Annotated in this window: 27 protein-coding genes and 3 tRNA genes; 22 read left to right on the top strand and 8 right to left on the bottom strand. The window is 70.8% G+C overall.

Annotation, left to right across the window (positions count from 1 at the left end; all coding sequences use genetic code 11):
* Nucleotides 1–165 precede the first annotated feature (165 nt).
* From eda to zwf, 3 genes are read right to left on the bottom strand one after another with little or no spacing between them, the layout of a single operon-like run.
* Nucleotides 166–807 (bottom strand): bifunctional 4-hydroxy-2-oxoglutarate aldolase/2-dehydro-3-deoxy-phosphogluconate aldolase, encoded by a 642-nt coding sequence (eda, locus tag ABD268_RS10990; RefSeq protein WP_344151455.1) that lies wholly within the window; start codon nucleotides 805–807, stop codon nucleotides 166–168.
* A complete protein-coding gene (gene edd, locus ABD268_RS10995) occupies nucleotides 794–2674 on the bottom strand; it encodes a phosphogluconate dehydratase (RefSeq protein WP_344151458.1) in 1881 nt (626 codons plus the stop codon). The genes eda and edd overlap by 14 nt, the downstream gene beginning before the upstream one ends.
* Nucleotides 2671–4182 (bottom strand): glucose-6-phosphate dehydrogenase, encoded by a 1512-nt coding sequence (gene zwf, locus ABD268_RS11000; protein ID WP_344151461.1) that lies wholly within the window; start codon nucleotides 4180–4182, stop codon nucleotides 2671–2673. Before zwf ends, edd begins: the two co-directional genes overlap by 4 nt.
* 96 nt (nucleotides 4183–4278) lie before the next feature.
* Between zwf and ABD268_RS11005 the strand changes: the two genes are divergently transcribed.
* Both ABD268_RS11005 and ABD268_RS11010 read left to right on the top strand, forming a co-directional pair.
* Nucleotides 4279–5487, top strand: coding sequence for an ROK family protein (locus tag ABD268_RS11005; RefSeq protein WP_344151464.1), 1209 nt, complete (start codon nucleotides 4279–4281; stop codon nucleotides 5485–5487).
* A gap of 77 nt (nucleotides 5488–5564) precedes the next feature.
* Nucleotides 5565–6965: an amidase gene (locus ABD268_RS11010; protein ID WP_344151467.1), complete on the top strand. Its 1401-nt coding sequence runs from the start codon at nucleotides 5565–5567 to the stop codon at nucleotides 6963–6965.
* Nucleotides 6966–7024: 59 nt separating this feature from the next.
* On the opposite strand, the gene ABD268_RS11015 is transcribed toward ABD268_RS11010, so the two are convergent.
* Nucleotides 7025–7822 (bottom strand): thioesterase family protein, encoded by a 798-nt coding sequence (locus ABD268_RS11015; protein ID WP_344151470.1) that lies wholly within the window; start codon nucleotides 7820–7822, stop codon nucleotides 7025–7027.
* 30 nt (nucleotides 7823–7852) lie between these two features.
* Here ABD268_RS11015 and ABD268_RS11020 point away from each other — a divergent pair.
* The 6 genes from ABD268_RS11020 to ABD268_RS11045 all read left to right on the top strand — a co-directional run bounded on the left by ABD268_RS11020 (nucleotide 7853) and on the right by ABD268_RS11045 (nucleotide 10157).
* Nucleotides 7853–7925 (top strand) — tRNA-Thr (locus ABD268_RS11020).
* 53 nt (nucleotides 7926–7978) lie between these two features.
* Nucleotides 7979–8052, top strand: a tRNA-Met gene (locus ABD268_RS11025).
* A 38-nt stretch (nucleotides 8053–8090) separates the two neighbouring features.
* Entirely contained in the window at nucleotides 8091–8261 is a 171-nt protein-coding gene (gene rpmG, locus ABD268_RS11030; RefSeq protein WP_121804265.1) for a 50S ribosomal protein L33, read from the top strand.
* Nucleotides 8262–8333: 72 nt separating this feature from the next.
* Nucleotides 8334–8735 carry an FAS1-like dehydratase domain-containing protein gene (locus ABD268_RS11035; protein WP_344151482.1) on the top strand — a complete coding sequence of 134 codons (402 nt, stop codon included), beginning with the start codon at nucleotides 8334–8336 and terminating at the stop codon, nucleotides 8733–8735.
* Nucleotides 8732–9124 carry a MaoC/PaaZ C-terminal domain-containing protein gene (locus ABD268_RS11040; protein WP_344151485.1) on the top strand — a complete coding sequence of 131 codons (393 nt, stop codon included), beginning with the start codon at nucleotides 8732–8734 and terminating at the stop codon, nucleotides 9122–9124. Before ABD268_RS11035 ends, ABD268_RS11040 begins: the two co-directional genes overlap by 4 nt.
* The gene (locus ABD268_RS11045; protein WP_344151488.1) at nucleotides 9117–10157 is read left to right on the top strand and encodes a UDP-N-acetylmuramate dehydrogenase; all 1041 of its coding nucleotides are present in this window, start codon (nucleotides 9117–9119) and stop codon (nucleotides 10155–10157) included. Before ABD268_RS11040 ends, ABD268_RS11045 begins: the two co-directional genes overlap by 8 nt.
* A 3-nt stretch (nucleotides 10158–10160) precedes the next feature.
* Here the strand turns inward: ABD268_RS11045 and ABD268_RS11050 are convergent, their stop codons facing one another.
* The 3 genes from ABD268_RS11050 to ABD268_RS11060 are packed head-to-tail and all read right to left on the bottom strand — an operon-like array spanning nucleotide 10161 to nucleotide 13045.
* Entirely contained in the window at nucleotides 10161–10772 is a 612-nt protein-coding gene (locus ABD268_RS11050) for a DUF4190 domain-containing protein (protein ID WP_344151491.1), read from the bottom strand.
* A complete protein-coding gene (locus ABD268_RS11055) occupies nucleotides 10769–11800 on the bottom strand; it encodes an adenosine deaminase (RefSeq protein ID WP_344151494.1) in 1032 nt (343 codons plus the stop codon). The genes ABD268_RS11050 and ABD268_RS11055 overlap by 4 nt, the downstream gene beginning before the upstream one ends.
* Nucleotides 11801–13045 carry a pyridoxal phosphate-dependent aminotransferase gene (locus tag ABD268_RS11060; RefSeq protein ID WP_344151497.1) on the bottom strand — a complete coding sequence of 415 codons (1245 nt, stop codon included), beginning with the start codon at nucleotides 13043–13045 and terminating at the stop codon, nucleotides 11801–11803.
* Between the two features lie 163 nt (nucleotides 13046–13208).
* Between ABD268_RS11060 and ABD268_RS11065 the strand changes: the two genes are divergently transcribed.
* The 5 genes from ABD268_RS11065 (at nucleotide 13209) to rplA (ending at nucleotide 15957) form a co-directional block, all read left to right on the top strand.
* A tRNA-Trp gene (locus ABD268_RS11065) sits at nucleotides 13209–13281 on the top strand.
* A gap of 113 nt (nucleotides 13282–13394) precedes the next feature.
* Nucleotides 13395–13643, top strand: coding sequence for a preprotein translocase subunit SecE (gene secE / locus ABD268_RS11070; protein ID WP_344151500.1), 249 nt, complete (start codon nucleotides 13395–13397; stop codon nucleotides 13641–13643).
* Nucleotides 13644–13713: 70 nt separating this feature from the next.
* Entirely contained in the window at nucleotides 13714–14526 is an 813-nt protein-coding gene (gene nusG / locus ABD268_RS11075; RefSeq protein ID WP_344151503.1) for a transcription termination/antitermination protein NusG, read from the top strand.
* 175 nt (nucleotides 14527–14701) lie between these two features.
* Nucleotides 14702–15130: a 50S ribosomal protein L11 gene (gene rplK, locus ABD268_RS11080; RefSeq protein ID WP_125036546.1), complete on the top strand. Its 429-nt coding sequence runs from the start codon at nucleotides 14702–14704 to the stop codon at nucleotides 15128–15130.
* A 107-nt stretch (nucleotides 15131–15237) separates the two neighbouring features.
* Nucleotides 15238–15957 carry a 50S ribosomal protein L1 gene (gene rplA, locus ABD268_RS11085; RefSeq protein ID WP_344151508.1) on the top strand — a complete coding sequence of 240 codons (720 nt, stop codon included), beginning with the start codon at nucleotides 15238–15240 and terminating at the stop codon, nucleotides 15955–15957.
* Between the two features lie 76 nt (nucleotides 15958–16033).
* On the opposite strand, the gene ABD268_RS11090 is transcribed toward rplA, so the two are convergent.
* Nucleotides 16034–17029, bottom strand: coding sequence for a DnaB-like helicase C-terminal domain-containing protein (locus ABD268_RS11090; protein ID WP_344151511.1), 996 nt, complete (start codon nucleotides 17027–17029; stop codon nucleotides 16034–16036).
* 135 nt (nucleotides 17030–17164) lie between these two features.
* Here ABD268_RS11090 and ABD268_RS11095 point away from each other — a divergent pair, with 135 nt between their 5' ends.
* From ABD268_RS11095 to ABD268_RS11135, 9 genes are all read left to right on the top strand, one after another.
* Complete coding sequence (locus ABD268_RS11095) at nucleotides 17165–18115, top strand: D-2-hydroxyacid dehydrogenase family protein (RefSeq protein ID WP_344151514.1); 951 nt, start codon at nucleotides 17165–17167, stop codon at nucleotides 18113–18115.
* A 238-nt stretch (nucleotides 18116–18353) separates the two neighbouring features.
* On the top strand, nucleotides 18354–19031 hold the full coding sequence (gene rplJ, locus ABD268_RS11100) for a 50S ribosomal protein L10 (protein ID WP_344151516.1): 678 nt from the start codon (nucleotides 18354–18356) through the stop codon (nucleotides 19029–19031).
* Between the two features lie 75 nt (nucleotides 19032–19106).
* Nucleotides 19107–19499, top strand: coding sequence for a 50S ribosomal protein L7/L12 (gene rplL, locus ABD268_RS11105; RefSeq protein ID WP_344151519.1), 393 nt, complete (start codon nucleotides 19107–19109; stop codon nucleotides 19497–19499).
* Nucleotides 19500–19821: 322 nt separating this feature from the next.
* Nucleotides 19822–20775, top strand: a complete 954-nt coding sequence (locus ABD268_RS11110; RefSeq protein WP_344151522.1) for an ABC transporter ATP-binding protein — start codon at nucleotides 19822–19824, stop codon at nucleotides 20773–20775.
* Nucleotides 20776–20785: 10 nt separating this feature from the next.
* Nucleotides 20786–21571 (top strand): MlaE family ABC transporter permease, encoded by a 786-nt coding sequence (locus ABD268_RS11115; RefSeq protein ID WP_344151525.1) that lies wholly within the window; start codon nucleotides 20786–20788, stop codon nucleotides 21569–21571.
* Between the two features lie 4 nt (nucleotides 21572–21575).
* Nucleotides 21576–22403 carry an MlaE family ABC transporter permease gene (locus ABD268_RS11120; RefSeq protein ID WP_344151528.1) on the top strand — a complete coding sequence of 276 codons (828 nt, stop codon included), beginning with the start codon at nucleotides 21576–21578 and terminating at the stop codon, nucleotides 22401–22403.
* A 7-nt stretch (nucleotides 22404–22410) separates the two neighbouring features.
* On the top strand, nucleotides 22411–23688 hold the full coding sequence (locus ABD268_RS11125; RefSeq protein WP_344151531.1) for an MCE family protein: 1278 nt from the start codon (nucleotides 22411–22413) through the stop codon (nucleotides 23686–23688).
* Nucleotides 23685–24728, top strand: a complete 1044-nt coding sequence (locus ABD268_RS11130) for an MCE family protein (RefSeq protein ID WP_344151534.1) — start codon at nucleotides 23685–23687, stop codon at nucleotides 24726–24728. Before ABD268_RS11125 ends, ABD268_RS11130 begins: the two co-directional genes overlap by 4 nt.
* Nucleotides 24728–25693: an MCE family protein gene (locus ABD268_RS11135; protein ID WP_344151537.1), complete on the top strand. Its 966-nt coding sequence runs from the start codon at nucleotides 24728–24730 to the stop codon at nucleotides 25691–25693. Before ABD268_RS11130 ends, ABD268_RS11135 begins: the two co-directional genes overlap by 1 nt.

A 25693-nucleotide genomic window follows, 5' to 3' on the forward strand; every position in this document is an offset into this window, starting at 1 on the left:
CCTGCCGAACGCCGTCATGCGGTAACCAACCCGCGCATATCAGCATCGACCGCGCGTCGCAGACACGCTGAACCCGCACCGACCCCACGCCAGAACAGAGGCGCCGCCACGACAACCAGTCGCGACGACGCCTCACCCTGCCCCTTGACAGGAGATCCCTACATATCAGCCGAGGGCGGCGGCCTGCGCTGCGAGTCGCTCGACCCGGGCCCAGTCGCCGGCCGCGAGGGCGTCCTTCGGGGTCAGCCACGAGCCGCCGACGCACCCGACGTTCGGCAGCGCGAGGTACGACGCTGCCGACGCCGCGGTGATCCCGCCGGTCGGGCAGAACCGCGCCGCCGGGACCGGCGAGGCGATCGACGAGAGGAACGGCACGCCCCCGGACGCCTCGGCCGGGAAGAACTTCATCTCGGTGAGCCCGGTCTCGAGGACGGCGAGCACCTCGGAGACGGTGGCGGTGCCGGGCAGGAACGGCAGCCCGGTGTCGGCCATGCCCGCCAGCAGCGACGGGGTCGCCCCGGGGGAGACGAGGAACTGCGCGCCGGCGTCCACCGCCTCCTTGGCCTGACCCGGCGTCAGGACGGTGCCGGCGCCCACGAGGATCTCGGGCACCTCGTCGGCGATGGCCCGGATCGCGTCGAGCGCGACCGAGGTCCGCAGGGTCAGCTCGATGACCGGCAGCCCGCCGGCCACCAGGGCCCGTGCGACGGGCACGGCCTGGGCCAGGTCGTCGACGACCACGACCGGCACCACCGGGACGCGGTCGAGCAGGGAGCGCTCGGACGGTGACAGCTCAGACGGGGACAACGGAGACCTCCTGCGGCGGGACCGGCACGCCGGGGAACACGCTGGCGCCGGTGTCGGCCGAGCCGACGGTGGCCCGGAAGGCGGCGAACAGCTCGCGGCCGGTGCCGGACCACTCCGGCCCCTGCGGGGCGCGACCGGTGGCCGGACGGTCGTTCAGCTCGGCGCGGTCGACGTGCAGGTCGAGCAGCCCCGTGTTCGCGTCGACCGTGATCGCGTCCCCGTCGTGCACCCGGGCGAGCGGGCCGCCGAGGGCGGCCTCCGGGGTGACGTGGATGGCCGCGGGCACCTTGCCCGAGGCGCCGGACATCCGGCCGTCGGTCACGATCGCGACCTGCTGGCCGCGGTCCTGCAGCACGCCGAGCGCCGGGGTGAGCTTGTGCAGCTCGGGCATCCCGTTCGCGGCCGGCCCCTGGAAGCGGATGACCGCCACGAAGTCGCGACCGTCGAGCTCGCCGTCGCCGAAGGCCCGGAGGAGCTCGTCCTGGTGGTCGAAGACCAGGGCCGGGGCGGTGACGGCCCGGTGCTCGGGCTTGACCGCGGACGTCTTGATGACCGCGCGGCCCAGCGGCCCGGACAGCAGCTTCAGGCCGCCGTCGGGGGTGAACGGGTCGTCGGCCGGGCGCAGCACCGTGGTGTCGAGGGAGGCCTTCGGGCCCTCCTCCCAGGTCAGGTCCTCGCCGCGCAGCCGCGGCTCGGTCGTGTAGCGCCACAGCCCGTGTCCGGCGATCGTGCGGACGTCGTCGTGCAGCAGCCCCGCGCGCAGCAGGGTGTGCACGAGGAACGCGATCCCGCCGGCGGCGTGGAAGTGGTTCACGTCCGCCTCGCCGTTGGGGTACATCTTCGCCAGGCTCGGCACCACCGCGGACAGGTCGGACAGGTCGTCCCAGGTCAGCGTGATCCCCGCGGCCCGGGCGATCGCGACCAGGTGCAGGGTGTGGTTGGTCGAGCCGCCGCTGGCGAGCAGGGCGACGCAGGCGTTGACGATCGCCCTCTCGTCGACGATCTCGCCGATCGGGGTGTTCTCGCCGCCCTGGCGGGTCAGCTCGGTGACCCGGGCGCCGGCCGCGCGGGTCAGCGCCTCGCGCAGCGGGGTGCCGGGGTTCACGAACGACGACCCGGGCAGGTGCAGCCCGAGCACCTCCATCAGCAGCTGGTTGGAGTTCGCCGTGCCGTAGAAGGTGCAGGTGCCCGCCGAGTGGTACGACGCGGCCTCGGCCTCGAGCAGCTCGTCGCGGCCGACCTTGCCCTCGGCGTGCAGCTGGCGGACCTTGGCCTTCTCGCCGTTCGGCAGGCCCGACTCCATCGGGCCGGCCGGGACGAAGACGGTCGGCAGGTGGCCGAAGGAGAGCGCCCCGATCAGCAGGCCGGGGACGATCTTGTCGCAGACGCCCAGCATCAGCGCGCCGTCGAACATGTCGTGGGACAGCGCGATCGCGGTCGACATCGCGATCACGTCGCGGCTGTACAGGGAGAGCTGCATGCCGTCGCGGCCCTGGGTGATGCCGTCGCACATGGCCGGGACCCCGCCGGCGAACTGCGCGATGCCGCCGGCGCGGATGACGGCCTGCTTGAGCGCGCGCGGGTAGGTCTCGAACGGCTGGTGCGCCGAGAGCATGTCGTTGTAGGCCGACACGATCGCGACGTTCGGCTTGGTCCGGCCCCGCAGCGCCTTCTTGGCGGGCGCGTCCGAGGCGGCGAAGCCGTGGGCGAGGTTCGCGCAGGCGAGCCGGCCTCGGGCGGGGCCGCGGTCACCGGCGGCCCGGATCTGGGCGAGGTACGCCGTGCGGCCGGGCGCGCTGCGCTCGACGATGCGCGCGGTCACCTCGGCGACGACGGGGTGGAGGGGCGTGCGAGATGACGTGGTCACTGGTCGGACTCCTGCCAGGATCGGCCGTCCCGCTCGAGGAGCGTGGTGGCGGCGATGGGCCCGCTCGTGCCGGCCGGGTAGCGCAGCGGCTGGTCGGGCGACGTTGCCCAGCGGGTGAGGATCGGCTCCACCCACGTCCACGCCGCCTCGACCTCGTCGCGGCGCATGAACAGGGTGGGGTTGCCCTTGATGACGTCCATCAGCAGACGCTCGTAGGCATCGGGGAGGCGCTGCTCGAACGTCGTCGCGTAGCTCAGGTCCAGCGACACCGGGCGCAGCCGGATCCCGCCGGGGCCCGGCTCCTTCGCGGTCAGGTGCAGGCGCATGCCCTCGTCGGGCTGGACCTGGATGTGCAGCCGGTTCGGTTCGGTGACGCCCTCGCTGTTGGGGAACATGTGGTGCGGCGGCGCCTTGAAGACCACGATGATCTCCGAGGCCCGGCGGTCCATCCGCTTCCCGGTGCGCAGGTAGAACGGCACGCCCGCCCAGCGCCAGTTCTGCACCTCGGTCCTGAGCGCGACGAAGGTCTCCGTGCGGCTGCTTCCCGCGTGCTGGGCGGAGCGGCCGAGGTCGTCGACGTACGACGCCACGGGCGCGCCGTCGACGAGCCCGGCGGAGTACCGGCCGCGGACCGTGTCGCGGTCGACGTCGGCGGGCGTCATCGGCTTGAGGGCCTGGAGCACCTTCAGCTTCTCGTCGCGGACGGTCTCGCGGCCGACGTGCGAGGGCGGCTCCATGGCCACCAGGCAGAGCAGCTGGAGCAGGTGGTTCTGGACCATGTCGCGCATGGCGCCGGCGTGGTCGTAGTAGCCGCCCCGGTCGCCGACGCCGAGCGACTCGGCCACGGTGATCTGCACGTGGTCGACCCAGCGCGAGTTCCACAGCGGCTCGAGGAAGGCGTTGGCGAAGCGCGTGACCAGGAGGTTCTGGACGCTCTCCTTGCCGAGGTAGTGGTCGATCCGGAAGATCTGCGACTCGTCGAAGACGTGGCCGACCGCGTCGTTGACGGCCTGTGCGGACGCGAGGTCGTGGCCGATCGGCTTCTCCAGCACGACCCGGGCGCGCTCGTCGACGACACCGATCTCGTCGAGCCGGCGGCTGATCGCCCCGAACAGGGAGGGGGCGACCGCGAGGTAGAAGACCCGCACCGTCTGCTCGGCGCGCGGCCGGTCCTTGAGCAGTGCGTGGAAGCGGTGCCAGTGGTCGGGCTGCTCGGCATCGAGCATCAGGTGGCGCAGCCGGCCCAGGAACCGGTCCACGGTCTCGGTGTCGAGGTCGTCGGGAGCCACGTGCGTGGTCAGCGCGGTGCGGACCTCCTCGCGCCAGCCCTCGTCGTCCAGCACGGAGCGGGACACCCCCAGGATGCGGGCGTCGCCGGGCAGCTGGCCCTCGAGGTCGCGGTGGTACAGCGCCGGCAGCAGCTTGCGCAGCGCCAGGTCTCCCGTGCCGCCGAAGACGGTGAAGTCACACGACTCGGGGAGCGTGTGAGCGGTGGCGGTCTGGTCCATGCGCACCACCGTAGGGAGAAGTTTGGATCGATACAAGCAGGACTAAGGTATTTTTGAGATCAAAGTCGTGAACACTGTGTGACGGCGAGGAGGGACATGAGCGAGACGGTGCGAGAGTCGGCCGCGCCGGCGACCGCGGGAGAGCTGCTGGAGCTGGTGCGCACGGGTCGGGCCGCCACCCGGTCGGACCTGCGGCGGCTGACCGGGCTGTCCCGGACCGCGGTCGTCAGCCGCATCGCCGCGCTCACCGAGGCGGGGCTGCTGCTGATCGGGGAGGAGCTCGCCTCCACCGGAGGCCGCCCGCCCGGCGCCCTGGTCTTCAACAAGGACGCCGGGGTGGTCGTCGCGATCGCCATCGGTCGCTCCCGCACCCAGCTGGGGGTCTACGACCTCGAGGGCGCCGAGCTGGTCTCGCACTCCGGCGACCACGAGGTGGGCGCGGGGCCCGAGGAGCTGATGCCCCTGGTGGCCGAGCGGCTGGCGCAGCTGCTGGGCGGGATCGAGCCTCCGGTCGCCGCAGTCGGCCTCAGCCTGCCGGGCACGGTCGACGTGGTCCGCGGGCTGAGCATCGACTCCCCGGTCATGGCGGGCTGGGACGGCGTCGAGCTGGCGCCGTACCTCCAGGACGTGGCCCGCGCTCCGCTGTTCGTGGGCAACGACGCCGACGTCCTGGCCCGCGCCGAGCTCCTCGGCCGGTCCGGCCAGCTCGCCGACGCCCTCGTGGTGAAGGCGTCCACCGGTCTGGGCCTGGGCATCATCGCCGACGGGCGGGTGCTCTCCGGCCACGTCGGCGCAGCAGGGGAGATCGGGCACACCCGCGTCGAGGCGGGGGACGCGCTGCCGTGCCGGTGCGGCGCGACCGGTTGCCTGGAGACGGTGGCGGGCGGGTGGGCGCTGGTCGGTCGTCTCGCGGAGCACGGCCACCAGGTCGGGCACGTGCGGGACCTCGTCGCCCTGGCCCTGCGGGGTGACGCCACCGCCCGGGCGCTGCTGAGGGACAGCGGCCGCCACCTCGGCGAGCTGCTCGCGGTGGCCGTGAACCTGCTCAACCCCCAGGCCGTCGTGCTCGGCGGCGACATGGCCTCGGCGTTCGACACCTACGCGGCCGGCGTGCGCGAGAGCATCTACGCCCGGGCCGCCGCCCTCGCCACCCGCGACCTGCAGATCCTGCCGGCCACCCACGGGGACCGCTCCGGCCTGGTCGGGTGCGCGGCCCTCGCCCTGGACCACGTCCTGGCGCCGGCCGCGGTCGATGCCCGGCTGGTGGCCCAGACGACCCGGGTGGCCGAGGACGCGCTGCGATGATGCCGGCGTGACCACGGCCCGCAGGGCGTCCTGCTGCCCCTGCCGCCAGCCGTGCTTCCCTGAGTAGGTTGTCGCTCATGACACGCGTGCACGCCTTCGGTGACGACGTCCTCGGTGAGCTCGATGCCGTGGGCCTGGCGGCCCGGATCCAGTCCCGCGCCGTCTCCGTCGCCGAGGTCGTCGAGGCGGCGATCGCACGCGCGGAGCGGGTGGACCCGCTGCTGAACGCGATCGCGCACCCCGCCTACGAGCGCGCCCGGGACGAGGCGCGCAGTCCCCGCGGTGGCTTCTTCGCCGGGGTGCCGAGCTTCCTCAAGGACAACGTCGACGTTGCCGGCATGCCGACCCACCACGGGACCGACGCCTTCACCTCCCGGCCCCGGCGCCACGACGGCGACTTCGCCCGGATGTTCCTGGCCACCGGGCTGGTGCCGCTCGGCAAGACCCGGCTCTCGGAGTTCGGCTTCAGTGCCTCGGCCGAACACCCCCGGCTCGGGGCGGTCCGCTCCCCCTGGGACACCGACCGCTCGGCCGGCGCCTCGTCGGCGGGGTCCGCGGCCCTGGTCGCCGCGGGCGTGGTGCCGATCGCGCACGCCAACGACGGCGGCGGCTCGATCCGGATCCCGGCGGCGGTCAACGGCCTGGTCGGGCTGAAGCCGACCCGCGACCGCCTCGCCCAGGACAAGCTCATGCGGGACATGCCGGTGCGGATCGTCTCCGACGGCGTCCTCACCCGCTCGGTGCGGGACACCGCTGCGTTCTACCGGGAGGCCGAGAAGGTCTACCGGGAGCTGCGGCTGCCGCCGGTCGGCGACATCACCCGCCCCGGCCGCGCCCGGCTGCGCGTCGCCGTGGTCACCAGTGGGGTGGGCGTCGGTGCCTCACCCGAGGTCGCGGACCTCACGCTCAAGACCGCGCAGCTGCTCGAGGAGCTCGGCCACCGGGTCGAGCCCGCGAGTGCGCCCGTCCCCGGCTCCTTCCCCGACGACTTCCTCCTCTACTGGGCCCTGCTGGCGCTCGCGCTGGTGCGCACCGGCAAGCGCCGACACGGGCGCAGCTGGGACCCCGGGCGCCTGGACAACCTGACCCTCGGCCTGGCCCGGCACGCGCGCCGCAACCTGCACCGCGTGCCGCTCGCGATCACCCGGCTCAAGCGCTCGCGCCGGGTGACGGCGGAGCTCTTCGGCTCCTACGACGTGGTGCTGACGCCGACGCTCGCGACCGAGACGCCGCTGGTGGGGCACCTCGACCCGACCCAGGACTACGACACGATCATGGAGCGGCTGCTCGGCTGGGTGGCCTTCACCCCGCTGCAGAACGCCAGCGGAGACCCGGCCATCTCGCTGCCGCTGGCGACCACCTCCTCCGGCATGCCCCAGGGGATGATGTTCGGCGCGGCCGCCGGCCGCGAGGCCACCCTCCTCGAGCTCGCCTACGAGCTCGAGGAGGCCCGTCCCTGGGCCCGCATCCAGGACTGATCCGCCGAGTCGGCGCAGTTTCACCCACCCACACGCCCGAGTCGGCGCAGTTTCACCCGTCAGCGCGGTGCGACGAGCAGCGCCTGCGAGGAGCGGGCGACCAGGCCGGTCTCGTCGGAGATCGCCGCGGTCGCGATGCCCACCGCCCCCGAGCCCAGGGTCGTCTCGGCGTCCAGGCACACCCAGTCGCCCACGGGCGGGCGCAGCACGTGCACCGTCAGCTCGGTGTTGAGGAACGCCCACCGGCGTACGTCGAGGGCCGCGCTCACCCCGGAGGCCGAGTCGGCGCAGGCCAGCAGCCGCTGCACCGGCGAGAGCGGCTCGCCCTCGACCAGCGCCGGCGGCCGCATCCACACCACGCCCGGTCCGGCGGTCTCGACCGAGCCGGACACCCACCGCCACTCGACGGCGTCGAGGTAGCCGCCGTGCCAGGCGGTCGGCCGCGCGTGGTGCGCGCCGTCGGCCGGACCGTGCTCCGGCGGCTTGGGCTGCTCCGGCCCCCGGTCGGAGGCGGGGAAGAGCCAGGCGCGGGCCGACGCGACCACTCGGCCCCGCGCCACGTCGTACAGCTCGGCGCCGACCAGCTGCACCGAGCGGCCGGGCCGCAGCACGGTCGCCGTGGTCGCGAGCCGGCCGACCGGGACCGGCCCGTGCAGCTCCATCGTGAACCGGCCGATGACGGCGTCCGAGGAGCGTTCGAGAGCCCGGGCCAGGAGTGCCGCGGGAGGCCCGCCGTGCTGGGCCTCGGGGCTCCACGGACCGGCGGTCGCGGGCAGCGACTCGAAGGTCTCGCGACCGTCCCCGGAGGCGTCCAGGAGCCGGTAGAAACAGGGGTGCTGAGCCGATTTTTCGATCACGTGTCTCCCTGTGTATTGTTCTCGCTCGTTGCCCCTTTAGCTCAGTCGGCAGAGCGTCTCCATGGTAAGGAGAAGGTCTACGGTTCGATTCCGTAAAGGGGCTCTGGGTGTGGGATTGCGGCGGCCAGTATTCTGGTCGGCGCACCCTGTCCCGGTGGCGGGGTAGCTCAGGTGGTTAGAGCACACGGCTCATAATCGTGGTGTCGCGGGTTCGAGTCCCGCCCCCGCTACTCAGTTCGACCCTAGACCAGCAACAAAAGGACTTCCCGTGGCCAGCAAGAGCTCCGACGTTCGCCCCAAGATCACGCTCGCGTGCGTGGACTGCAAGGAGCGCAACTACATCACCAAGAAGAACCGTCGCAACGACCCCGACCGGCTCGAGCTGGCCAAGTTCTGCCCCCGTTGCCGCAAGCACACCGCTCACCGCGAGACCCGCTGAGCGCGTCTGCACCACAGTCCTCCGTGGACCCGCCCGAGTGATTCGGGCGGGTCTACGTCTATTTTGGAGCCCATGCCAGTCGACCAGTCGCTCGTCGGTCGGGAGTTCCCGCCGACCAGTCCGTACCCCGTCTCCGTCGAGAAGGTCCGCGCGTTCGTCGCCTCGACCGGCGGGGAGTACGACGGCGGCCCGGTGCCCGCGACGTTCCCGATCGTGCTGGCCTTCGACGCGATGAACGCGTTCCTCGAGGCGGAGGCCATCGACCTGTTCCGGATCGTGCACGGCGAGCAGAAGTTCTTCTACGAGCGCCCGGTCGTTCCCGGTGACGTGCTGACCGCGACGCTGACCGTGGCCAGCCTGCGCCAGATCGGCGGCAACGACATCATCGGCACCGCCAGCGAGATCACCGACGCCGAGGGGGCGCTCGTCTGCACCACCACCGCCACTCTCGTCCACCGGGGGGCCGAGGCATGAGCACCGACTCCACGAGCCTGGGCACGCAGGTCTTCACGATCACCCGCGCCGACCTGGTCGCGTACGCCGGCGCGAGCGGTGACCACAACCCGATCCACCAGGACGAGTCGGTGGCCCGCAGCGTCGGGCTCCCCGGCGTGATCGCCCACGGCATGTACACCATGGCGCTGGCCGCCCGCGCGGTCGAGGCGTGGTTCCCGGGCGCCGAGGTGGTCAGCTTCGGCTGCAAGTTCACCAACCCGGTGGTGGTGCCTGCCGACGGCGGCGTCGACGTCGAGGTGGCCGGCGTGGCCAAGCCCGGCGAGGACGGCCTGACCACCGTGGCCCTCACCGTCACCAGCGGCGGCCAGAAGGTGCTCGGCATGCCCAAGGCAGTCGTGCGTGTCTGAGCAGCTGCGCGACCACACCACGCTCCGTCTCGGCGGCCCCGCCCGCGACTTCGTCACCGCCGGGACCGAGGCCGAGCTCGTCGAGGCGGTACGCCGTGCCGACGAGGCCGGCGAGCCCGTCCTGGTGCTGGGCGGCGGCAGCAACCTGGTGGTCTCCGACGACGGCTTCGACGGCACGGTCGTGAAGGTCGCGACCCGCGGCATCGAGCCCGACGTCGAGGACGCCGCTCCCGGCGGGCCGAGCTCCTGCGGCGGGGTGATGGTCACCGTGGCCGCGGGCGAGACCTGGGATGACCTGGTGGCCCGGGCCGTCGCCTCGCAGTGGGTGGGCGTCGAGGCCCTCTCCGGGATCCCCGGATCCGTCGGCGCGACCCCGATCCAGAACGTCGGCGCCTACGGCCAGGAGGTCGCCCAGACCATCGCGTCGGTGCGGGTCTGGGACCGGACCCTCCGGGGCATCCGTACCTTCGCCAACGCCGACTGCGGCTTCGGCTACCGGCACAGCCGGTTCAAGGCGGACCCCGGGCGGCACGTGGTGCTCGACGTGACCTTCCAGTTCCGTCAGGGCAGCCTCGGCGCGCCCGCGACGTACGCCGAGCTGGTGCGCACCCTCGGCGTCGAGCCCGGCGGACGCGCGCCGCTGCAGGACGTCCGTGACGCGGTGCTGTCGCTGCGCCGGGGCAAGGGCATGGTGCTCGACGCCAGGGACCACGACACGTGGAGCGCCGGTTCGTTCTTCACCAACCCCGTCGTCGAGCCCGAGTTGGTTCCCGAAGGGGCGCCGGCCTGGCCGCAGCCCGACGGCACCGTCAAGACCAGCGCGGCCTGGCTGATCGACCACGCCGGCTTCGGCAAGGGCCACGGCAACGAGCTCGCGAGCCTGTCCACCAAGCACACGCTGGCGGTCACCAACCGGGGCAGCGCCTCCACCGCGGACCTGCTGGCGCTCGCCCGCGAGGTCCGCGACGGCGTGGAGAAGCGCTTCGGGATCCAGCTCGTCAACGAGCCGGTCCTCGTCGGCTGCGACCTGTAGGGATCAGACGGTCGAGGTGTCGCTGGAGACGACGGCCAGCGAGAACAACCCGATGAGCCCGATGATGCCGATCACCAGCAGCACGGTGCCGATGATGCCCATGATGCGTCCGGCGTTGGCCTGGTCGCGGCCGCCGTACATGCCCGGGTTGGCGTCGATCTCACGCACCGCCTTCGCCCCGGTCCGCCACGCGAACGGCGAGAGCACCAGCGTGATGCCGCCGCAGAACGCGATGCCGACCAGGCCGATCAGGCTCAGCACCAGGGCCGTGGTGGCCGACGGGTGGTTGGCCGGCGCGGGGGCGCCGTAGCCGTAGCCCGGCTGCTGCCCGTACGGCTGCTGTCCGTAGGGCTGGCCATAGGGCTGCTGTCCGTACGGCGGCTGTCCCTGGCCGTAGGGCTGCTGCTGGCCGTAGGGGTTCTGCGCCGGCGGGGGAGTCCCGTAGGGCTGCTGCCCGGAGGGGCCCTGCTCGTAGGGGTTCTGGCCGTACGCCGGGGGCTGCTGCCCGGGGGCGCCGTAGGGGTTCTGCCCGTAGGGCTGGTGCGTCGGGGGCAGCTGCTGGTCGTCGTTGCCGGAGCCGCCGGGCTCGTTCGAGCCGGAGTCTGAGGAAGTCACGCGTCCATCCTCTCAGGAACGGCATCCAGCCAGGCGTCGACGTCTGCCGTCAGCTCCTTCTTGACCTCGTCCGGCGCCCTGGAACCCCGGATCGACATCCGGGCCAGCTCCGCCAGGTCGGCGTCGGTCAGGTCGTGGGCCGCGCGCATGGTGGCGTACTGGCCGGCGAGCCGGGAGCCGAACAGCAGCGGGTCGTCCGCGCCCAGCGCGACCGTGGCGCCGGCCGCCATCAGCGCCGGCAGCGGCACCGAGGTGAGGTCGGAGTAGACCCCGAGCGCGACGTTGGAGACCGGGCACACCTCCAGCACGACGCCGGCCTCGACGATCCGGTCCAGCAGGGCGGGGTCCTCCACCGAGCGGATCCCGTGGCCGAGCCGGTCGGCGCGCAGGCTGTCCAGGCAGACCCGGACGCTCGCCGGGCCCAGCAGCTCGCCGCCGTGCGGGACCAGCGCCAGGCCGGCCCGTTCGGCGATCGCGAACGCGGGCGCGAAGTCCCCGGTGGTGCCGCGGCGCTCGTCGTTCGAGAGCCCGAAGCCGACGACGCCGCGGCCGGCGTACTGGGCGGCCAGCCGGGCCAGCGTCCGGGCGTCGAGCGGGTGCCGGGTGCGGTTCGCCGCGATCACCACCGCCATGCCCAGGCCGGTCTCCCGCGAGGCGTCCCGGACCGCGTCGAGCACGAGGTCGGTGAAGGCCGTGATCCCGCCGAACCGGGCGCCGTACCCGCTCGGGTCGACCTGGATCTCCAGCCAGCGGCCCCCGTCGCGGACGTCGTCCTCGGCCGCCTCGGTCACCAGGCGGCGTACGTCGTCCGGCGTGCGCAGGACGGAGCGCGCGACGTCGTAGAGCCGCTGGAACCGGAACCAGCCCTTCTCGTCGGCGGCCGACAGCTTCGGCGGCCACTCCGAGACCAGCGAGTCGGGCAGCACGATGCCGTCACGCTCGGCCAGCTCGAGCAGCGTCTCGTGCCGCATGGAGCCGGTGAAGTGCAGGTGCAGGTGCGCCTTCGGCAGCGCGTGGAGGTCGCGCACTCAGGCGAACAGCTTCTGGAGCCGGGTGATGCCCTCGGCCAGGTCGTCGTCGCCGAGCGCGTAGGAGAGCCGCAGGTACCCGGGCGACCCGAACGCCTCACCGGGCACCACCGCGACCTCGGCCTTGTCGAGGATGTACTCGGCGAGCTCCGCGGAGGTCTCGACCATCCGGCCGTCGTGCTCCTTGCCGAGCAGCCCCAACACCTGGGGGTAGGCGTAGAACGCGCCGTGCGGCGTGGGGCAGACGACGCCGTCGATCTCGTTGAGCATCGCGACGATCGTCTTCCGGCGCCGGTCGAAGGCGACCTTCATCTCCTCGACCGCCGTCAGGTCGCCGCTGACCGCGGCGAGCGCGGCCCGCTGGGCCACGTTGGAGACGTTGGAGGTGGCGTGCGACTGGAGGTTCGTCGCGGCCTTGACGAGGTCGGTCGGGCCGATCATCCAGCCCACGCGCCAGCCGGTCATCGCGTAGGTCTTGGCGACCCCGTTCACGACGACGCAGCTGTCGGCCAGGAACGGGCACAGCACGGGCATCGAGCCGGTGTCGACGCCGTCGTAGACGAGGTGCTCGTAGATCTCGTCGGTCAGCACCCACAGCTGGTGGTCCTCGACCCACTGGCCGATGGCCCGGATCTCGTCGGCGGTGTAGACGGCGCCGGTCGGGTTCGACGGCGAGACGAACAGCAGCACCTTGGTGCGCTCGGTGCGCGCCGACTCGAGCTGCTCGACGGTGACCTTGTAGTCCTGGGTCTCGTCGGCCAGCACCTCGACCGGCACGCCGCCGGCGAGCTGGATCGACTCGGGGTACGTCGTCCAGTACGGCGCCGGCACGATCACCTCGTCGCCCGGGTCGAGCATCGCGGCGAAGGCGGCGTAGATCGCCTGCTTGCCACCGTTGGTGACCAGCACGTTCGCGGGCTCGATCTCGTAGCCGCTGTCGCGCCGGGTCTTCTCGGCGATCGCCTTCTTCAGCTCCGGCAGGCCGCCGGCGGGCGTGTAGCGGTGGTTGCGCGGGTCGCGGCACGCCTCGACGGCCGCCTCGACGACGTAGTCGGGGGTGGGGAAGTCGGGCTCGCCGGCGCCGAACCCGATGACCGGTCGACCCTCGGCCTTGAGCGCCTTGGCCTTCGCATCCACCTTGAGCGTCGCGGACTCGGCGATCGCGCCGATCCGCTGCGAGACGCGGCGGTCGCGGGGGCTCCCCTGGCCGCTGGGGCCGGGCTGGGCGGGCGAGTTGGCGGTCATGGCACCATCGTAGAGGCGGGGTTTCTCGGGAGCAGGCCGGGTTTCACGCCCGGGACGCACCCGCGGCGGGGCCGGTTTGGACTCGGCCTCGGTCTTGCCCGTAGACTCCCGCTTTGGTGGTTTCCCACATGCTCCGGCATGCCCGCGAACGGGTCATCATCGGAGGGCACTAGCTCAACTGGCAGAGCATCGGTCTCCAAAACCGAAGGTTGGGGGTTCAAGTCCCTCGTGCCCTGCAGAGCCGGACACGGCAACGCAGACGCATGGCAGCAACGCAGATGAACAGCAGCAACAGCTTGGTCAGCTGGTCGACGCCGACCAGGTCGTCGAACGAGGAGAGGTGACGAGCGTGTCGGACAGCAAGGCCGTCCGCGGTTCGCGGGACAGCAGGGCCGACAAGCGCACGAGCCTCCCCACGTTCTACCGGCAGGTCGTCGCCGAGCTGCGCAAGGTGGTCTACCCGACCCAGGAGCAGCTGGTCACCTACTTCCTGGTGGTCATGGTGTTCGTCCTCTTCATGATGGCGGTCGTCTCGGCGCTCGACCTGGCGTTCGGCAAGCTCGTCTTCGCGGTCTTCGCCGGCAACTCGGACCAGTGACCCACGCGGGACCGCCCGTCGGCGGCCCGCCCCGTAGAACGAAATTGACATCGAAGTGACGGAGCATCACGTGTCGGAGCAGTACGACTCGGTCGAGACCGAGGAGACGGTGGCCACGGGTACGCCCGAGGCCGACGCGTCGGCGGAGGAGACCCTCGACGCCGCCGCGGACGCCGAGAGCGCCGTCGACACCGAGGACACCGACGTCACGTCGGACGAGGACGCCGAGCCCGAGACCGGGTCGGCCGATGAGGACGACGACCCGCTCGAGGCGTTCCGCCGGGAGCTGTGGGCCAAGCCGGGCGACTGGTTCGTGGTGCACACCTACTCCGGCATGGAGAACCGGGTGAAGTCCAACCTCGAGAACCGCATCATCTCCTTGAACATGGAGGACTACATCCACGAGATCGTGGTCCCCACCGAGGAGGTCGCGGAGATCAAGAACGGCCAGCGCAAGATGGTCAAGCGCACCGTTCTCCCGGGTTACGTCCTGGTCCGGATGGACCTCACCGACGAGTCCTGGGCCGCGGTCCGGCACACCCCCTCGGTCACCGGCTTCGTGGGCCACAGCCACCAGCCCGTACCGCTGAGCATGTCCGAGGTCGAGAACATGCTGGCCCCCGCCGTGGTGGCCCGCGCCGAGGCCGAGGCCGTGGCGGCCGGTGTCCCTGCCGCCAGCGGCGCCGCGCCGGCCAAGAAGCCGGTCGAGGTCGCCGACTTCGACGTCTCCGACTCGGTGATGGTGGTCGACGGACCGTTCGCCACGCTCCACGCGACGATCACCGAGATCAACGCGGAGTCGCAGAGGGTCAAGGCCCTCGTCGAGATCTTCGGCCGGGAGACCCCGGTCGAGCTGAGCTTCAGCCAGATTCAGCGCGTCTGAGCGGACGGAGCTTGCTCCGGCCGGTCAGAACCCCGCGCTGAGGTTGAGGAGCGTCGACGTACGTCCGAGCGCAGCGAGGAAGTGCGTGACGCGTCTCGAAACCCGGTAAGAGAACAGGGAAACACCTGTGGCAGGGGGAACCACCCCCGTCATGACCACGAGAGAGAGAAGAAGAATGCCTCCCAAGAAGAAGATCGCCGCGCTCGTCAAGGTGCAGCTGCAGGCTGGTGCCGCGACGCCGGCCCCGCCGGTCGGTACCGCCCTCGGTCCGCACGGTGTGAACATCATGGAGTTCTGCAAGGCGTACAACGCCCAGACGGAGTCCATGCGCGGCAACGTGATCCCGGTCGAGATCACCATCTACGAGGACCGGTCCTTCACCTTCGTCACGAAGACCCCGCCGGCCGCCGAGCTGATCAAGAAGGCCGCCGGCCTGAAGAAGGGCTCGGGCGTCCCGCACAAGGAGAAGGTCGGCAAGCTGACCAAGGACCAGATCCGCGAGATCGCCACGACGAAGCTCCCGGACCTCAACGCGAACGACATCGACGCCGCGATGAAGATCGTCGAGGGCACCGCCCGCTCGATGGGCGTCACCACCGACTGATCACCCCTCGCTGGTCGAGCCTGTCGAGACCACGAGCCATCTAGCACCTGTGGCAGGGCCGCGCTGGCCCCCTGAAGACCACACCTGGAAGAGAAGAGAAACCAGACATGCAGCGCAGCAAGACCTACCGCGCGGCCGCCGAGCAGTTCGACAAGGACGAGCTCTACGCCCCGCTGGCCGCGATCAAGATCGCCAAGACCTCGAGCAAGAAGAAGTTCGACGAGACCGTGGACGTCGTCATGCGTCTCGGCGTCGACCCCCGCAAGGCGGACCAGATGGTCCGCGGCACCGTCAACCTGCCGCACGGCACCGGCAAGACCGCCAAGGTCCTGGTCTTCGCGAACGCCGAGAAGGCCGAGGCTGCGCGTGAGGCGGGCGCCGACGTCGTCGGCGGCGACGAGCTCATCGAGAAGGTGGCCGGCGGCTGGCTCGACTTCGACGCCGTCGTCGCGACCCCGGACATGATGGGCAAGGTCGGTCGCCTCGGCCGCGTGCTCGGCCCCCGCGGCCTGATGCCGAACCCGAAGACCGGCACCGTGACGCCGGACGTGGCCAAGGCCGTGTCCGACATCAAGGGCGGCAAGATCGAGTTCCGCGTCGACCGGCACGCCAACCTGCACTTCATCATCGGCAAGGCCTCCTTCTCCGAGGTCCAGCTGGCGGAGAACTATGCCGCCGCGCTCGAGGAGGTGCTGCGGCTCAAGCCCGCCAGCTCCAAGGGCCGCTACCTGAAGAAGGTCACCGTCTCGACGACCATGGGCCCCGGCGTCCAGGTCGACCCCAACCGCGTCAAGAACGTCGCGGCCGAGGACGAGGCGACCGCCTGAGGATCGCACTCGCGACCACGCACGAAGGGCCGGCCACCCCACGGGGGTGGCCGGCCCTTCGGCTGTCGAGGGTCGTTCAGTCCGTGAAGATGCGCTCGTCGACGAGCTGCTCGTTGACGTTCTGCCCGGTCGCCTCGAAGCGGCCCTGGTCGAACCGCTTCCGGAACTCCAGCTCCACGCCGTCGCGGCCGAAGCGGTTCTTCTCGACCGAGAGCACCGCCCACTCGCGGAACCGCTCGGCGTTGCCGAGGTCGTAGGTCAGGTGGTGGCGGGCCACGATGTCGTACTTGCCGTTGAGGATGAGTACGACGTCCGCCTCGTAGGCCAGCGCGGAGGAGCCGCGCAGGTGGTTGACCCGCATCCGCTTCCCGGTCTCGAGCGCTGACTTGTCCGCGGCGACGATGGCCAGCACCGGCACCGCGGCGTCGATGGCGAGGTCCTTGAGCCCCTCCACCACCGTCGTGGTGCGCTCCATCTCCTCGGCCGGGCCGTCCGGCACGAGCACCTTCTGCAGGTAGTCCACCACCACCATCGGGGAGAGCCCGGTGAGGTGGTGCGTGGTGTCGACCGCCTTGCGGATCGCCGCCAGGTCGGTCGCGCTGCCGGTGGAGCGGTGCACGTACAGCAGGTCGGCGTACTTGCGGACCTGGCTGAGCGCCTCGTTGCCCGCGACGACGTCGTCGAGCCGCTCCTCCATGGAGCCGCCGCCGACGGCGTCGAAGGCCTCGCGGATCGCGGTCAGCCGGGCCTGGTTGGTGTCGTCGAGCTCGCCGGCCTCGAGGGCGACGAGCTTCTCCACCAGGTCCTCGGGGGCGTGCTCGTAGGAGAAGTAGATGACCGGACGTCCCTCACGGACGACGTTGCGGGTGAGCTGGAGCGCGAAGGTGGTCTTGCCCAGACCCTGCGGGCCGGCGAGCAGGCACAGCCCGCCGGAGCGGAGGCCACCGCCGATGACCGGGTCCAGGCCACCGAAGCCGGTGGCCCACACGCGGTCCGCGGCGTGGCGGCCGGTGCGCAGCCGCTCGTCGGTCCGGGCCATCACCATCGAGACGGAGTTGAGCTTGTCGTCCATCCCCACAGTGGAGCAGCAGCGCTTCCTCCGCGTGCCCGGAATGCGCCACCCGGGCGCTCGCCATCCCCAGAACTGGGTACGGCGCCCGACCCCCCTGCGTCCGGTCCGGCGACCGGCGCCTCTACGTTGGCGCCCATGCGCTGCGTGATCCTCGACGACTACCAGGGAGCCGCCCTCGCCCTGGCCGACTGGTCGGGCCTCGAAGGGGTGGAGGTGTCTGCGGTCCGCGAGCACCTCGACGACGAGGACGCGCTGGTCGCGGCGGTCGGCGCCGCGGAGATCCTGGTGGTGATGCGGGAGCGGACCCCGCTGCCGGCGTCGGTGCTCGCCCGGCTGCCACGCCTGCGACTGGTGGTGACCAGCGGGATGCGCAACGCCTCGATCGACGTCGCGGCGGCGGGTGAGCGAGGCGTCGTCGTCTGCGGCACCGCCAGCCGCCCGACCCCGCCGGTGGAGCTGACCTGGGCGCTGCTGCTGGGTCTCGCACGGCACGTGGTGCCGGAGGCGACGGCGCTGCGCGCGGGTGGGCCGTGGCAGTCCACCCTCGGCCGCGACCTGGCCGGCTCGACCCTGACCCTCGTCGGGCTGGGCAAGATCGGCACCCGGGTGGCCGCCGTCGCGCGGGCCTTCGGGATGGACGTCGTGGCCTGGAGCCCGCACCTGACCGCCGAGCGTGCCGACGCGGCCGGGGTGCGACTGGCGCCGAGCCTGGTGGCGGCGCTGGCCGAGGGCGACTTCGTGTCGCTGCACCTGGTGCTCTCCGATTCCACCCGCGGCCTGCTGGGGCCCGACGAGCTCGCGGCGATGCGCGACACGGCGTACCTCGTGAACACCTCGCGGGCGGGCCTCGTCGACACCGCCGCGCTGGTGGCGGCGCTCGAGGCGGGCCGGATCGCCGGCGCCGGCCTCGACGTGTACGACGTGGAGCCGCTGCCGGCGTCCGACCGGCTGCGGTCGCTGCCGACCGTGCTCGGCACGCCGCACCTCGGCTACGTCACCGAGGGCAACTACCGGACCTACTTCACCGAGGCCGTGGAGGACATCGCCGCCTGGCTGGCGGGGGAGCCGGTCCGCCTGCTGACCTGAGCCGCACCGATTTGGACGGCCGTCCGGATTGCCCGTAGTCTTCCCGTCGAAACCAGAGACCGCCGGTTGTCGCGCTGCATCAGCAGCACGACCGAAGGCTCCGCGAGAGTGGACGGCCTGCGCAGGGACAGAGCACGAACCGTGTCGCGAGACGCGGGATCCCACGCCCTGAGCCTGCGCTCGGGGCGTTCGTCTTTCCCGGGGTCGGGCGGCGGTCTCCCAGTCCGGAAGGAGACCCATGGCGCGCTCAGACAGGCAGGCGGCCGTCGCGGACATCGTTGAGTCGTTCAACGATGCCGCCGGTGCTGTGCTGACCGACTACCGCGGTCTCACCGTGAAGCAGCTGCAGGAACTGCGGCGCTCCCTCGGCGAGAACGCCAACTACGCCGTGGTCAAGAACACGCTGGCCAAGATCGCCGCCAACCAGGTGGGCATCTCCGGCTTCGACGACCTGCTCGCCGGCCCGACCGCGATCGCCTTCATCCAGGGCGACGTCGTCGAGGCGGCCAAGGGTCTGCGTGACTTTGCCAAGGCGAACCCCGCCCTGATCATCAAGGGCGGTGTCCTGGACGGACAGCCCCTCGACGCAGCCGAGGTGGCCAAGCTGGCCGACCTCGAGTCGCGTGAGGTGCTGATGGGCAAGCTGGCGGGCGCGATGCTCGCGTCGCTCAGCCAGGCCGTCTACCTGCTCAACGCCCCCATCGCCCAGGCTGCCCGGCTCGCCGGTGCGCTGCAGGCGAAGGCCGAGCAGGACCCCTCGATCCTCGCAGGTGGTGCCTCCCAGGAAGCCAGTACTGGGCCGGCCGCCGCCGAGGAGGCTCCGGCACCAGCGGACGAGTCCGCCGACGCCGAGGTCCCCGCTGACGAGGCCGCCGCTCCCGCGGAGGCCTCCGAGGGCGAAGCCACCGAGGCCTGAGGGCCCCGGTAACCAACCACCTGTAACCCGGCCTGTCGCGACCCGGCAGGCCACCGAATGGAAGGAACCGCCACCATGGCGAAGCTCACCACCGACGAGCTCCTCGACGCGTTCAAGGAGATGACCCTCATCGAGCTCTCCGAGTTCGTGAAGGAGTTCGAGGACACCTTCGGCGTCACCGCTGCCGCTCCCGTCGCCGTTGCCGCCGCGCCGGCCGCGGGCGGCGCTGCCGCCGGCGGCGAGGCCGCTGCCGAGCAGGACGAGTTCGACGTCGTCCTCGAGGCTGCCGGTGACAAGAAGATCAACGTCATCAAGGAGGTGCGCGCCCTCACCTCGCTCGGCCTGAAGGAGGCCAAGGAGCTGGTGGAGTCCGCGCCGAAGCCGATCCTGGAGAAGGTCACCAAGGACGCCGCGGAGAAGGCCAAGGAGGCCCTCGAGGGCGCCGGCGCCACCGTCACCCTCAAGTGACGTCTCGCTGAATCCCCGAACAGGGGCGGCCACCCGCACGGGTGGCCGCCCCTGTTCTGCATTTCCGGGGGAGTGCTCCTCGCGCAGCGGGTGGCGGCCGTCACAGAAAGGACTGGACCGGAGGTTTCCGCAGTCTGGCCCGAGGGCACGGTGAGCCGGGGAGGCCATGGCGTGGACGGTCGGTGATCTCGTGGCGGGAGCCGCGTAACCTCACCGGCGCGACGCCGTTGTTACTGACCAGTGGGCTCGATGCGGGCGATGTCTCGTGCGCCCACGCGGGGGCTTGCGACGGGGAGATTCACGAGAGGGAGAGAGCGCAGCCATGGGCGTGGAGATCAAGGTCGAGGACTTGAGCAAGTCCTTCGGCAAGCAGCTCATCTGGGGAGACGTGACCCTCACCGTCCCCGCCGGCGAGATCTGCGTCATGCTCGGTCCCTCCGGCACCGGCAAGTCGGTGTTCCTCAAGACCCTGATCGGGCTGCTCAAGCCCGACAAGGGCTCGATCGTCATCGAGGGCACCGACATCGCCAGCTGCAGCGAGAGGGACCTCTACGAGATCCGCAAGCTGTTCGGCGTGCTGTTCCAGGACGGCGCCATGTTCGGCTCGATGAACCTCTACGACAACGTCGCCTTCCCGCTGCGTGAGCACACCAAGAAGTCCGAGTCCGAGGTCCGTGACATCGTCATGGAGAAGATGGACCTCGTCGGCCTGATCGGTGCCGAGGACAAGCTTCCGGGCGAGATCTCGGGCGGCATGCGCAAGCGCGCAGGCCTGGCCCGCGCCCTGGTGCTCGACCCCGAGATCGTGCTCTTCGACGAGCCGGACTCCGGCCTGGACCCGGTGCGCACCTCGTTCCTCAACCAGCTCATCGTCGACCTGAACGCCCAGATCGACGCCACCTTCCTGATCGTCACCCACGACATCAACACCGCGCGCACCGTCCCGGACAACATCGGCCTGCTCTACCACCGGCACCTGGCCATGTTCGGCCCGCGCGAGATGCTGCTCTCCTCCGAGGAGCCGGTGGTGCGCCAGTTCCTCAACGCCCAGCGGGTCGGTCCCATCGGCATGTCCGAGGAGAAGGACGCCGACGAGCTCGCCGCCGAGGCGGACCAGGAGCTGCCGCCGCTGCCGCCGATCCCCATGCAGCTCGAGCCCTCGAACGGCATCGCCCGACGCAGCCAGCGCGAACCGGGCGCCTGGTGCCGCGAGAACGGCGTCACCCCGCCGCCGGGCTCGTTCGAGGAGAACATGACCATGACCACCGGCGTCTGAGGCGGGACACGTGGCAACCCTGACCGCCAGCCGGGCACTCGCTCCGGTCGGTACCGCCGGCAAGCTCTTCGCCTTCGGTCTCGACGTCGGACGCGGGCTGTTCCGACGCCCCTTCCAGATGCGGGAGTTCCTCCAGCAGGCGTGGTTCATCGCCTCGGTGACGATCATCCCCACCGCCCTGGTCGCCATCCCGTTCGGCGCGGTGATCGCGCTCCAGGTCGGCGGCCTGATCAAGCAGTTCGGCGCCCAGTCCTTCACCGGGTCCGCGGCGGTCCTCGCCGTGGTCCGGGAGGCGGGCCCGATCGCCACCTCGCTGCTCATCGCGGGTGCGGGAGGCTCGGCCATCGCGGCCGACCTCGGCGCCCGCAAGATCCGCGAGGAGCTCGACGCGATGATGGTGCTGGGCATCGACCCCATCCAGCGCCTCGTCGTGCCCCGCGTGCTCGCCTGCATGCTCGTCGCGGTCTTCCTCAACGGCCTGGTGAGCGTGGTCGGTGTGGCCGGTGGCTACGTCTTCAACGTCGTCCTGCAGGACGGCACACCAGGGGCCTACCTAGCGAGCTTCACAGCCCTGGCCCAGCTGCCAGACCTGTGGCAGGGCATGGCCAAGGCGTTGGTGTTCGGCCTGATCGCGGCGATCGTCGCGTCGTACAAGGGCATGAACGCCGCCGGGGGACCGAAGGGTGTCGGTGACGCGGTGAACGAGTCCGTCGTCATCACCTTCATGTTGTTGTTCGTCGTCAACTTCGTGATGAGCGCGATCTACTTCCAGCTCGTCCCACCGAAGACGGGTTGATCCCATGGCCAGCATCAAGGCGGTCTACGTCAAGCCGCTCAAGACCCTCGACAGCCTGGGCGAAGAGCTCGCGTTCTACCTCAAGGCCCTGGCCTGGACCCCGCGCACGGTCCGGCGCTACAAGAAGGAGATCCTGCGCATCCTCGCCGAGGTGACCCTCGGCTCGGGCGCGCTGGCGGTCATCGGTGGCACCGTGGGCGTCATCACGGCCATGTGCTTCTTCACCGGCACCGAGGTCGGCCTGCAGGGGTACGCCGCGCTCAACCAGATCGGCACCGCCGCGTTCTCCGGCTTCGTCTCCGCCTACTTCAACACCCGGGAGATCGCGCCGCTGGTGGCCGCGATCGCGCTCGCGGCGACGGTCGGCTGCGGCTTCACCGCCCAGCTCGGTGCGATGCGGATCTCGGAGGAGGTCGACGCCCTCGAGGTGATGGCGATCCCGTCGCTGCCCTTCCTGGTGACCACCCGGATCATCGGCGGCCTGATCGCGATCATCCCGTTGTACGTCGTGGGCCTGTTGTCGTCGTACTTCGCGACGCGGCTCACGGTCACCCAGTTCTTCGGGCAGAGCACCGGTACCTACGACCACTACTTCAACCAGTTCCTGCCACCCGGCGACGTGCTGTGGTCCTTCGGCAAGGTGCTGGTGTTCGCGGTGACGGTGATCCTGATCCACTGCTACCACGGGTACACCGCCTCCGGCGGTCCCGCGGGCGTGGGCGTGGCCGTCGGCCGCGCGGTCCGCACCAGCATCGTGGCCATCAACGTGATGGACCTGTTCCTGTCCATGGCCATCTGGGGCACCACCACGACCGTCCGGCTGGCGGGGTGAGGCAGACGTGAGAATCCTGCAGAACTTCAAGGTCCTGGGCCTGGTCTTCCTGTGCCTGCTGCTCGCCGGCGTCTACCTGACCTACGGGATCTTCAGCAAGAAGTTCGTCGACTACGACGAGGTGAAGCTGCAGACCTCGACGATCGGGCTGCAGCTGCCCGCGCGTGCCGACGTGAAGATCCGCGGCGTGATCGTGGGGGAGGTGCTCGCCTTCGACAGCAACGCCGAGGGCGCCGAGCTCACGCTGGGCCTCTACCCCGACAAGATCGACACGATTCCCGCCAACGTGACCGGCGCGATCGTGCCCAAGACGCTCTTCGGTGAGAAGTACGTCTCCCTGGTGGTGCCGGACGACGCGGACGCCGACCACATCGAGGCCGGGGCGACGATCGACCGGACCCAGGTCGCGACCGAGGTCGAGAAGGTCCTCTCCGACCTCTATCCGCTGCTGCGCACCGTGCAGCCGGCCGCGATCAACCAGACGCTCAACGCGCTGGCCACCGCCCTCGAGGGCCGGGGCGAGCAGATCGGCGAGAACCTCGAGACCGTCGACAGCTACCTCAAGCGGATCAATCCGCAGATCCCGGCCATCGTCGAGGACCTGCGCCTGACCGCGGACGTCTCGGACACCTATGCCTCGGTGATGCCGCAGATCGCGGACATCCTGCGCAACACCGTCAAGACCACCGGCACCCTGAAGGACCGGCAGGCCAAGCTCAACGCCCTCTTCACCGACGTGACCGGCTTCTCGAACACCGCCACCGGCTTCCTCCAGGACAACGGCGACAACCTGATCCGGCTGAGCAAGGTGGGGGCCGAGCAGCTGCGCGTCTTCGCCAAGTACGCCCCCGAGTTCCCCTGCCTGACCAAGGGCATCGTGAACGCCGGCAAGCTCCAGGCCGAGGCGTTCCGCGGCTTCACCCTGCACATCGTGCTGGAGACGCTGCCGAACCAGCCGCGCGGCTACGGCGCGCAGGACGTGCCGCGCTACGGCGAGGACCGCGGGCCGAACTGCCTGCACCTGCCCAACCCGCCCTGGTCGCAGTCCAACCCGGTGCGGCACCAGCCGGACTTCAACGACGGTGTGGACGAACCCACCGGCAAGGGGACCAGCAGGGTCGCCCCCAGCTACTACCGCGCCGGCCTCACCGGCAGCCGCCAGGAGTCGGCCTTGCTCAAGTCGCTGCTCGCACCCTCGCTCGGCATGACCGCCGACGACGTGCCCGACCTCGGTGTCCTGCTCCTGGGACCCATGGCCCGAGGGGCGGAGGTGTCGCTGCGATGAAGATGCTCGACAAGCGCACCGCCTCGGACCTCACCAAGCTCCTGATCTTCATCGTGGTCACCACGTTGGCCACGGGCGTCCTGGTGATCACCATCGGCAACCTGAGCTTCGGCGGCAGCAAGGAGTACCAGGCCGAGTTCGTCGACGCCACCGGCGTCGTCAAGGGCGACGACGTCCGGATCGCGGGCGTCAAGGTCGGCACGGTCAAGGACATCGAGATCGTCGACCGCACCCGGGCGATGGTGACCTTCAGCGTCCAGGACGACACCGCCCTGAGCAAGGCGACCCACGCCAACATCCGCTACCGCAACCTCGTGGGCCAGCGGTACATCTCGCTCACCCAGGAGATCGGCGACGCGGGGACCCTGCCCGAGGGGGCCACGATCCCGGTCGCGCAGACCTCGCCGGCGCTCGACCTGACCGTGCTGTTCAACGGCTTCAAGCCGCTGTTCCAGGCGCTCTCACCGGCGGACATCAACAAGCTGTCCTACGAGATCGTCCAGGTCTTCCAGGGCGAGGGCGGCACGCTCGAGGGACTGCTCTCGCACACCGCCTCGGTGACGTCCACGCTCGCCGACCGCGACAAGGTGATCGGCAGCCTGATCGACAACCTCAACGAGGTGCTGGACCACATCGGTGACCGGGACGACCAGCTCACCCAGCTGATCCAGACGTACCGCACCTTCGTCGGTGGCCTCAAGGACGACCGCGAGGCGATCCTGGGCTCGCTGGACCAGATCTCGCAGCTCTCGGTGCAGACCGCCGACCTCGTCTCCGGCATCCGCGAGCCGTTCGTCGACGACATCAAGCAGCTGCGGTCGGTGGCGGGCACCCTCGACGCCAACAAGAGCGAGCTCGACCGGGCGCTGCAGGTGCTGCCGATCAAGCTCAACAAGGTGGGCCGGACCGCGATCTACGGTTCCTGGTTCAACTTCTACCTCTGCCACTTCGAGGGCCGCGTCCGGCTGCCCGGTGGCCAGTCCCTCCCGGTGGACTACAACACCCAGTCCGACCGGTGCGACCTCGGGGGGAACCAGTGATGAGCGTCCCGTTCCGCGAGCGCAACCCCGTCATCGTGGGTGCCGTCAGCCTCGCCGTCATCGCCGTGATGATCCTGGCCGCCTTCCGGGCCCAGGACCTGCCGCTGATCGGCGGCGGCGACACCTACTACGCCGCGTTCTCCGAGTCCGGCGGCCTCAAGGCCAACGACGAGGTGCGCATCGCCGGCGTCCGGGTGGGCAAGGTCGAGAGCGTCGAGCTCGAGGGCGACCACGTGAAGGTCACCTTCCGGGTCGACAGCGGTGCCGACTTCGGCGACCAGACCCACGCCGCGATCAAGGTCAAGACGCTGCTCGGGGCCATGTACCTCTCCCTCGAGCCGTCGGGGTCCGGCCAGCTCGCGGAGGGCACCGAGATCCCCGTCGACCGCACCAGCTCGCCGTACGACGTGATCGACGCGTTCTCCGGCCTCGGCGAGACCTCCGAGCAGATCGACACCGACCAGCTCGCCAAGTCGCTGACCACCCTCGCCGACCTGACGCGGAACACGCCCGAGGAGTTCCGCCACGCGCTGGACGGCGTCTCGCGGCTCTCCTCGAACATCGCCGCCCGCGACGACCAGATCAACTCCCTGCTGAAGAACCTCAAGCGTGTCTCCAGCGTCCTCGACGACCGCGACCAGGACATCGTCGGGCTGATGAAGGACTCCGACGTCCTCTTCCGGGCGCTGGTCGAGCGCCGCCAGGCGGTGCACAACCTCCTGGTCTCGACGTCCACCCTCTCCAAGGAGCTGACCGCGCTGGTGAAGCAGAGCCGAGCTGACCTCAAGCCCGCCCTGACCCACCTGGAGTCCGTCGTCGCCGTGCTGAACAAGAACGAGGACAACCTCGACAACAGCCTGCGCCTGATGGCGCCGTTCTACCGGGTCTTCGCCAACACGCTCGGTGACGGACCGTGGTTCGACACCTACATCCAGAACCTTCCCCCGGTTCCGCAGGTGGGCTGA

The organism is Nocardioides koreensis (assembly GCF_039531775.1).
Classification (GTDB): Bacteria; Actinomycetota; Actinomycetes; order Propionibacteriales; family Nocardioidaceae; genus Nocardioides; species Nocardioides koreensis.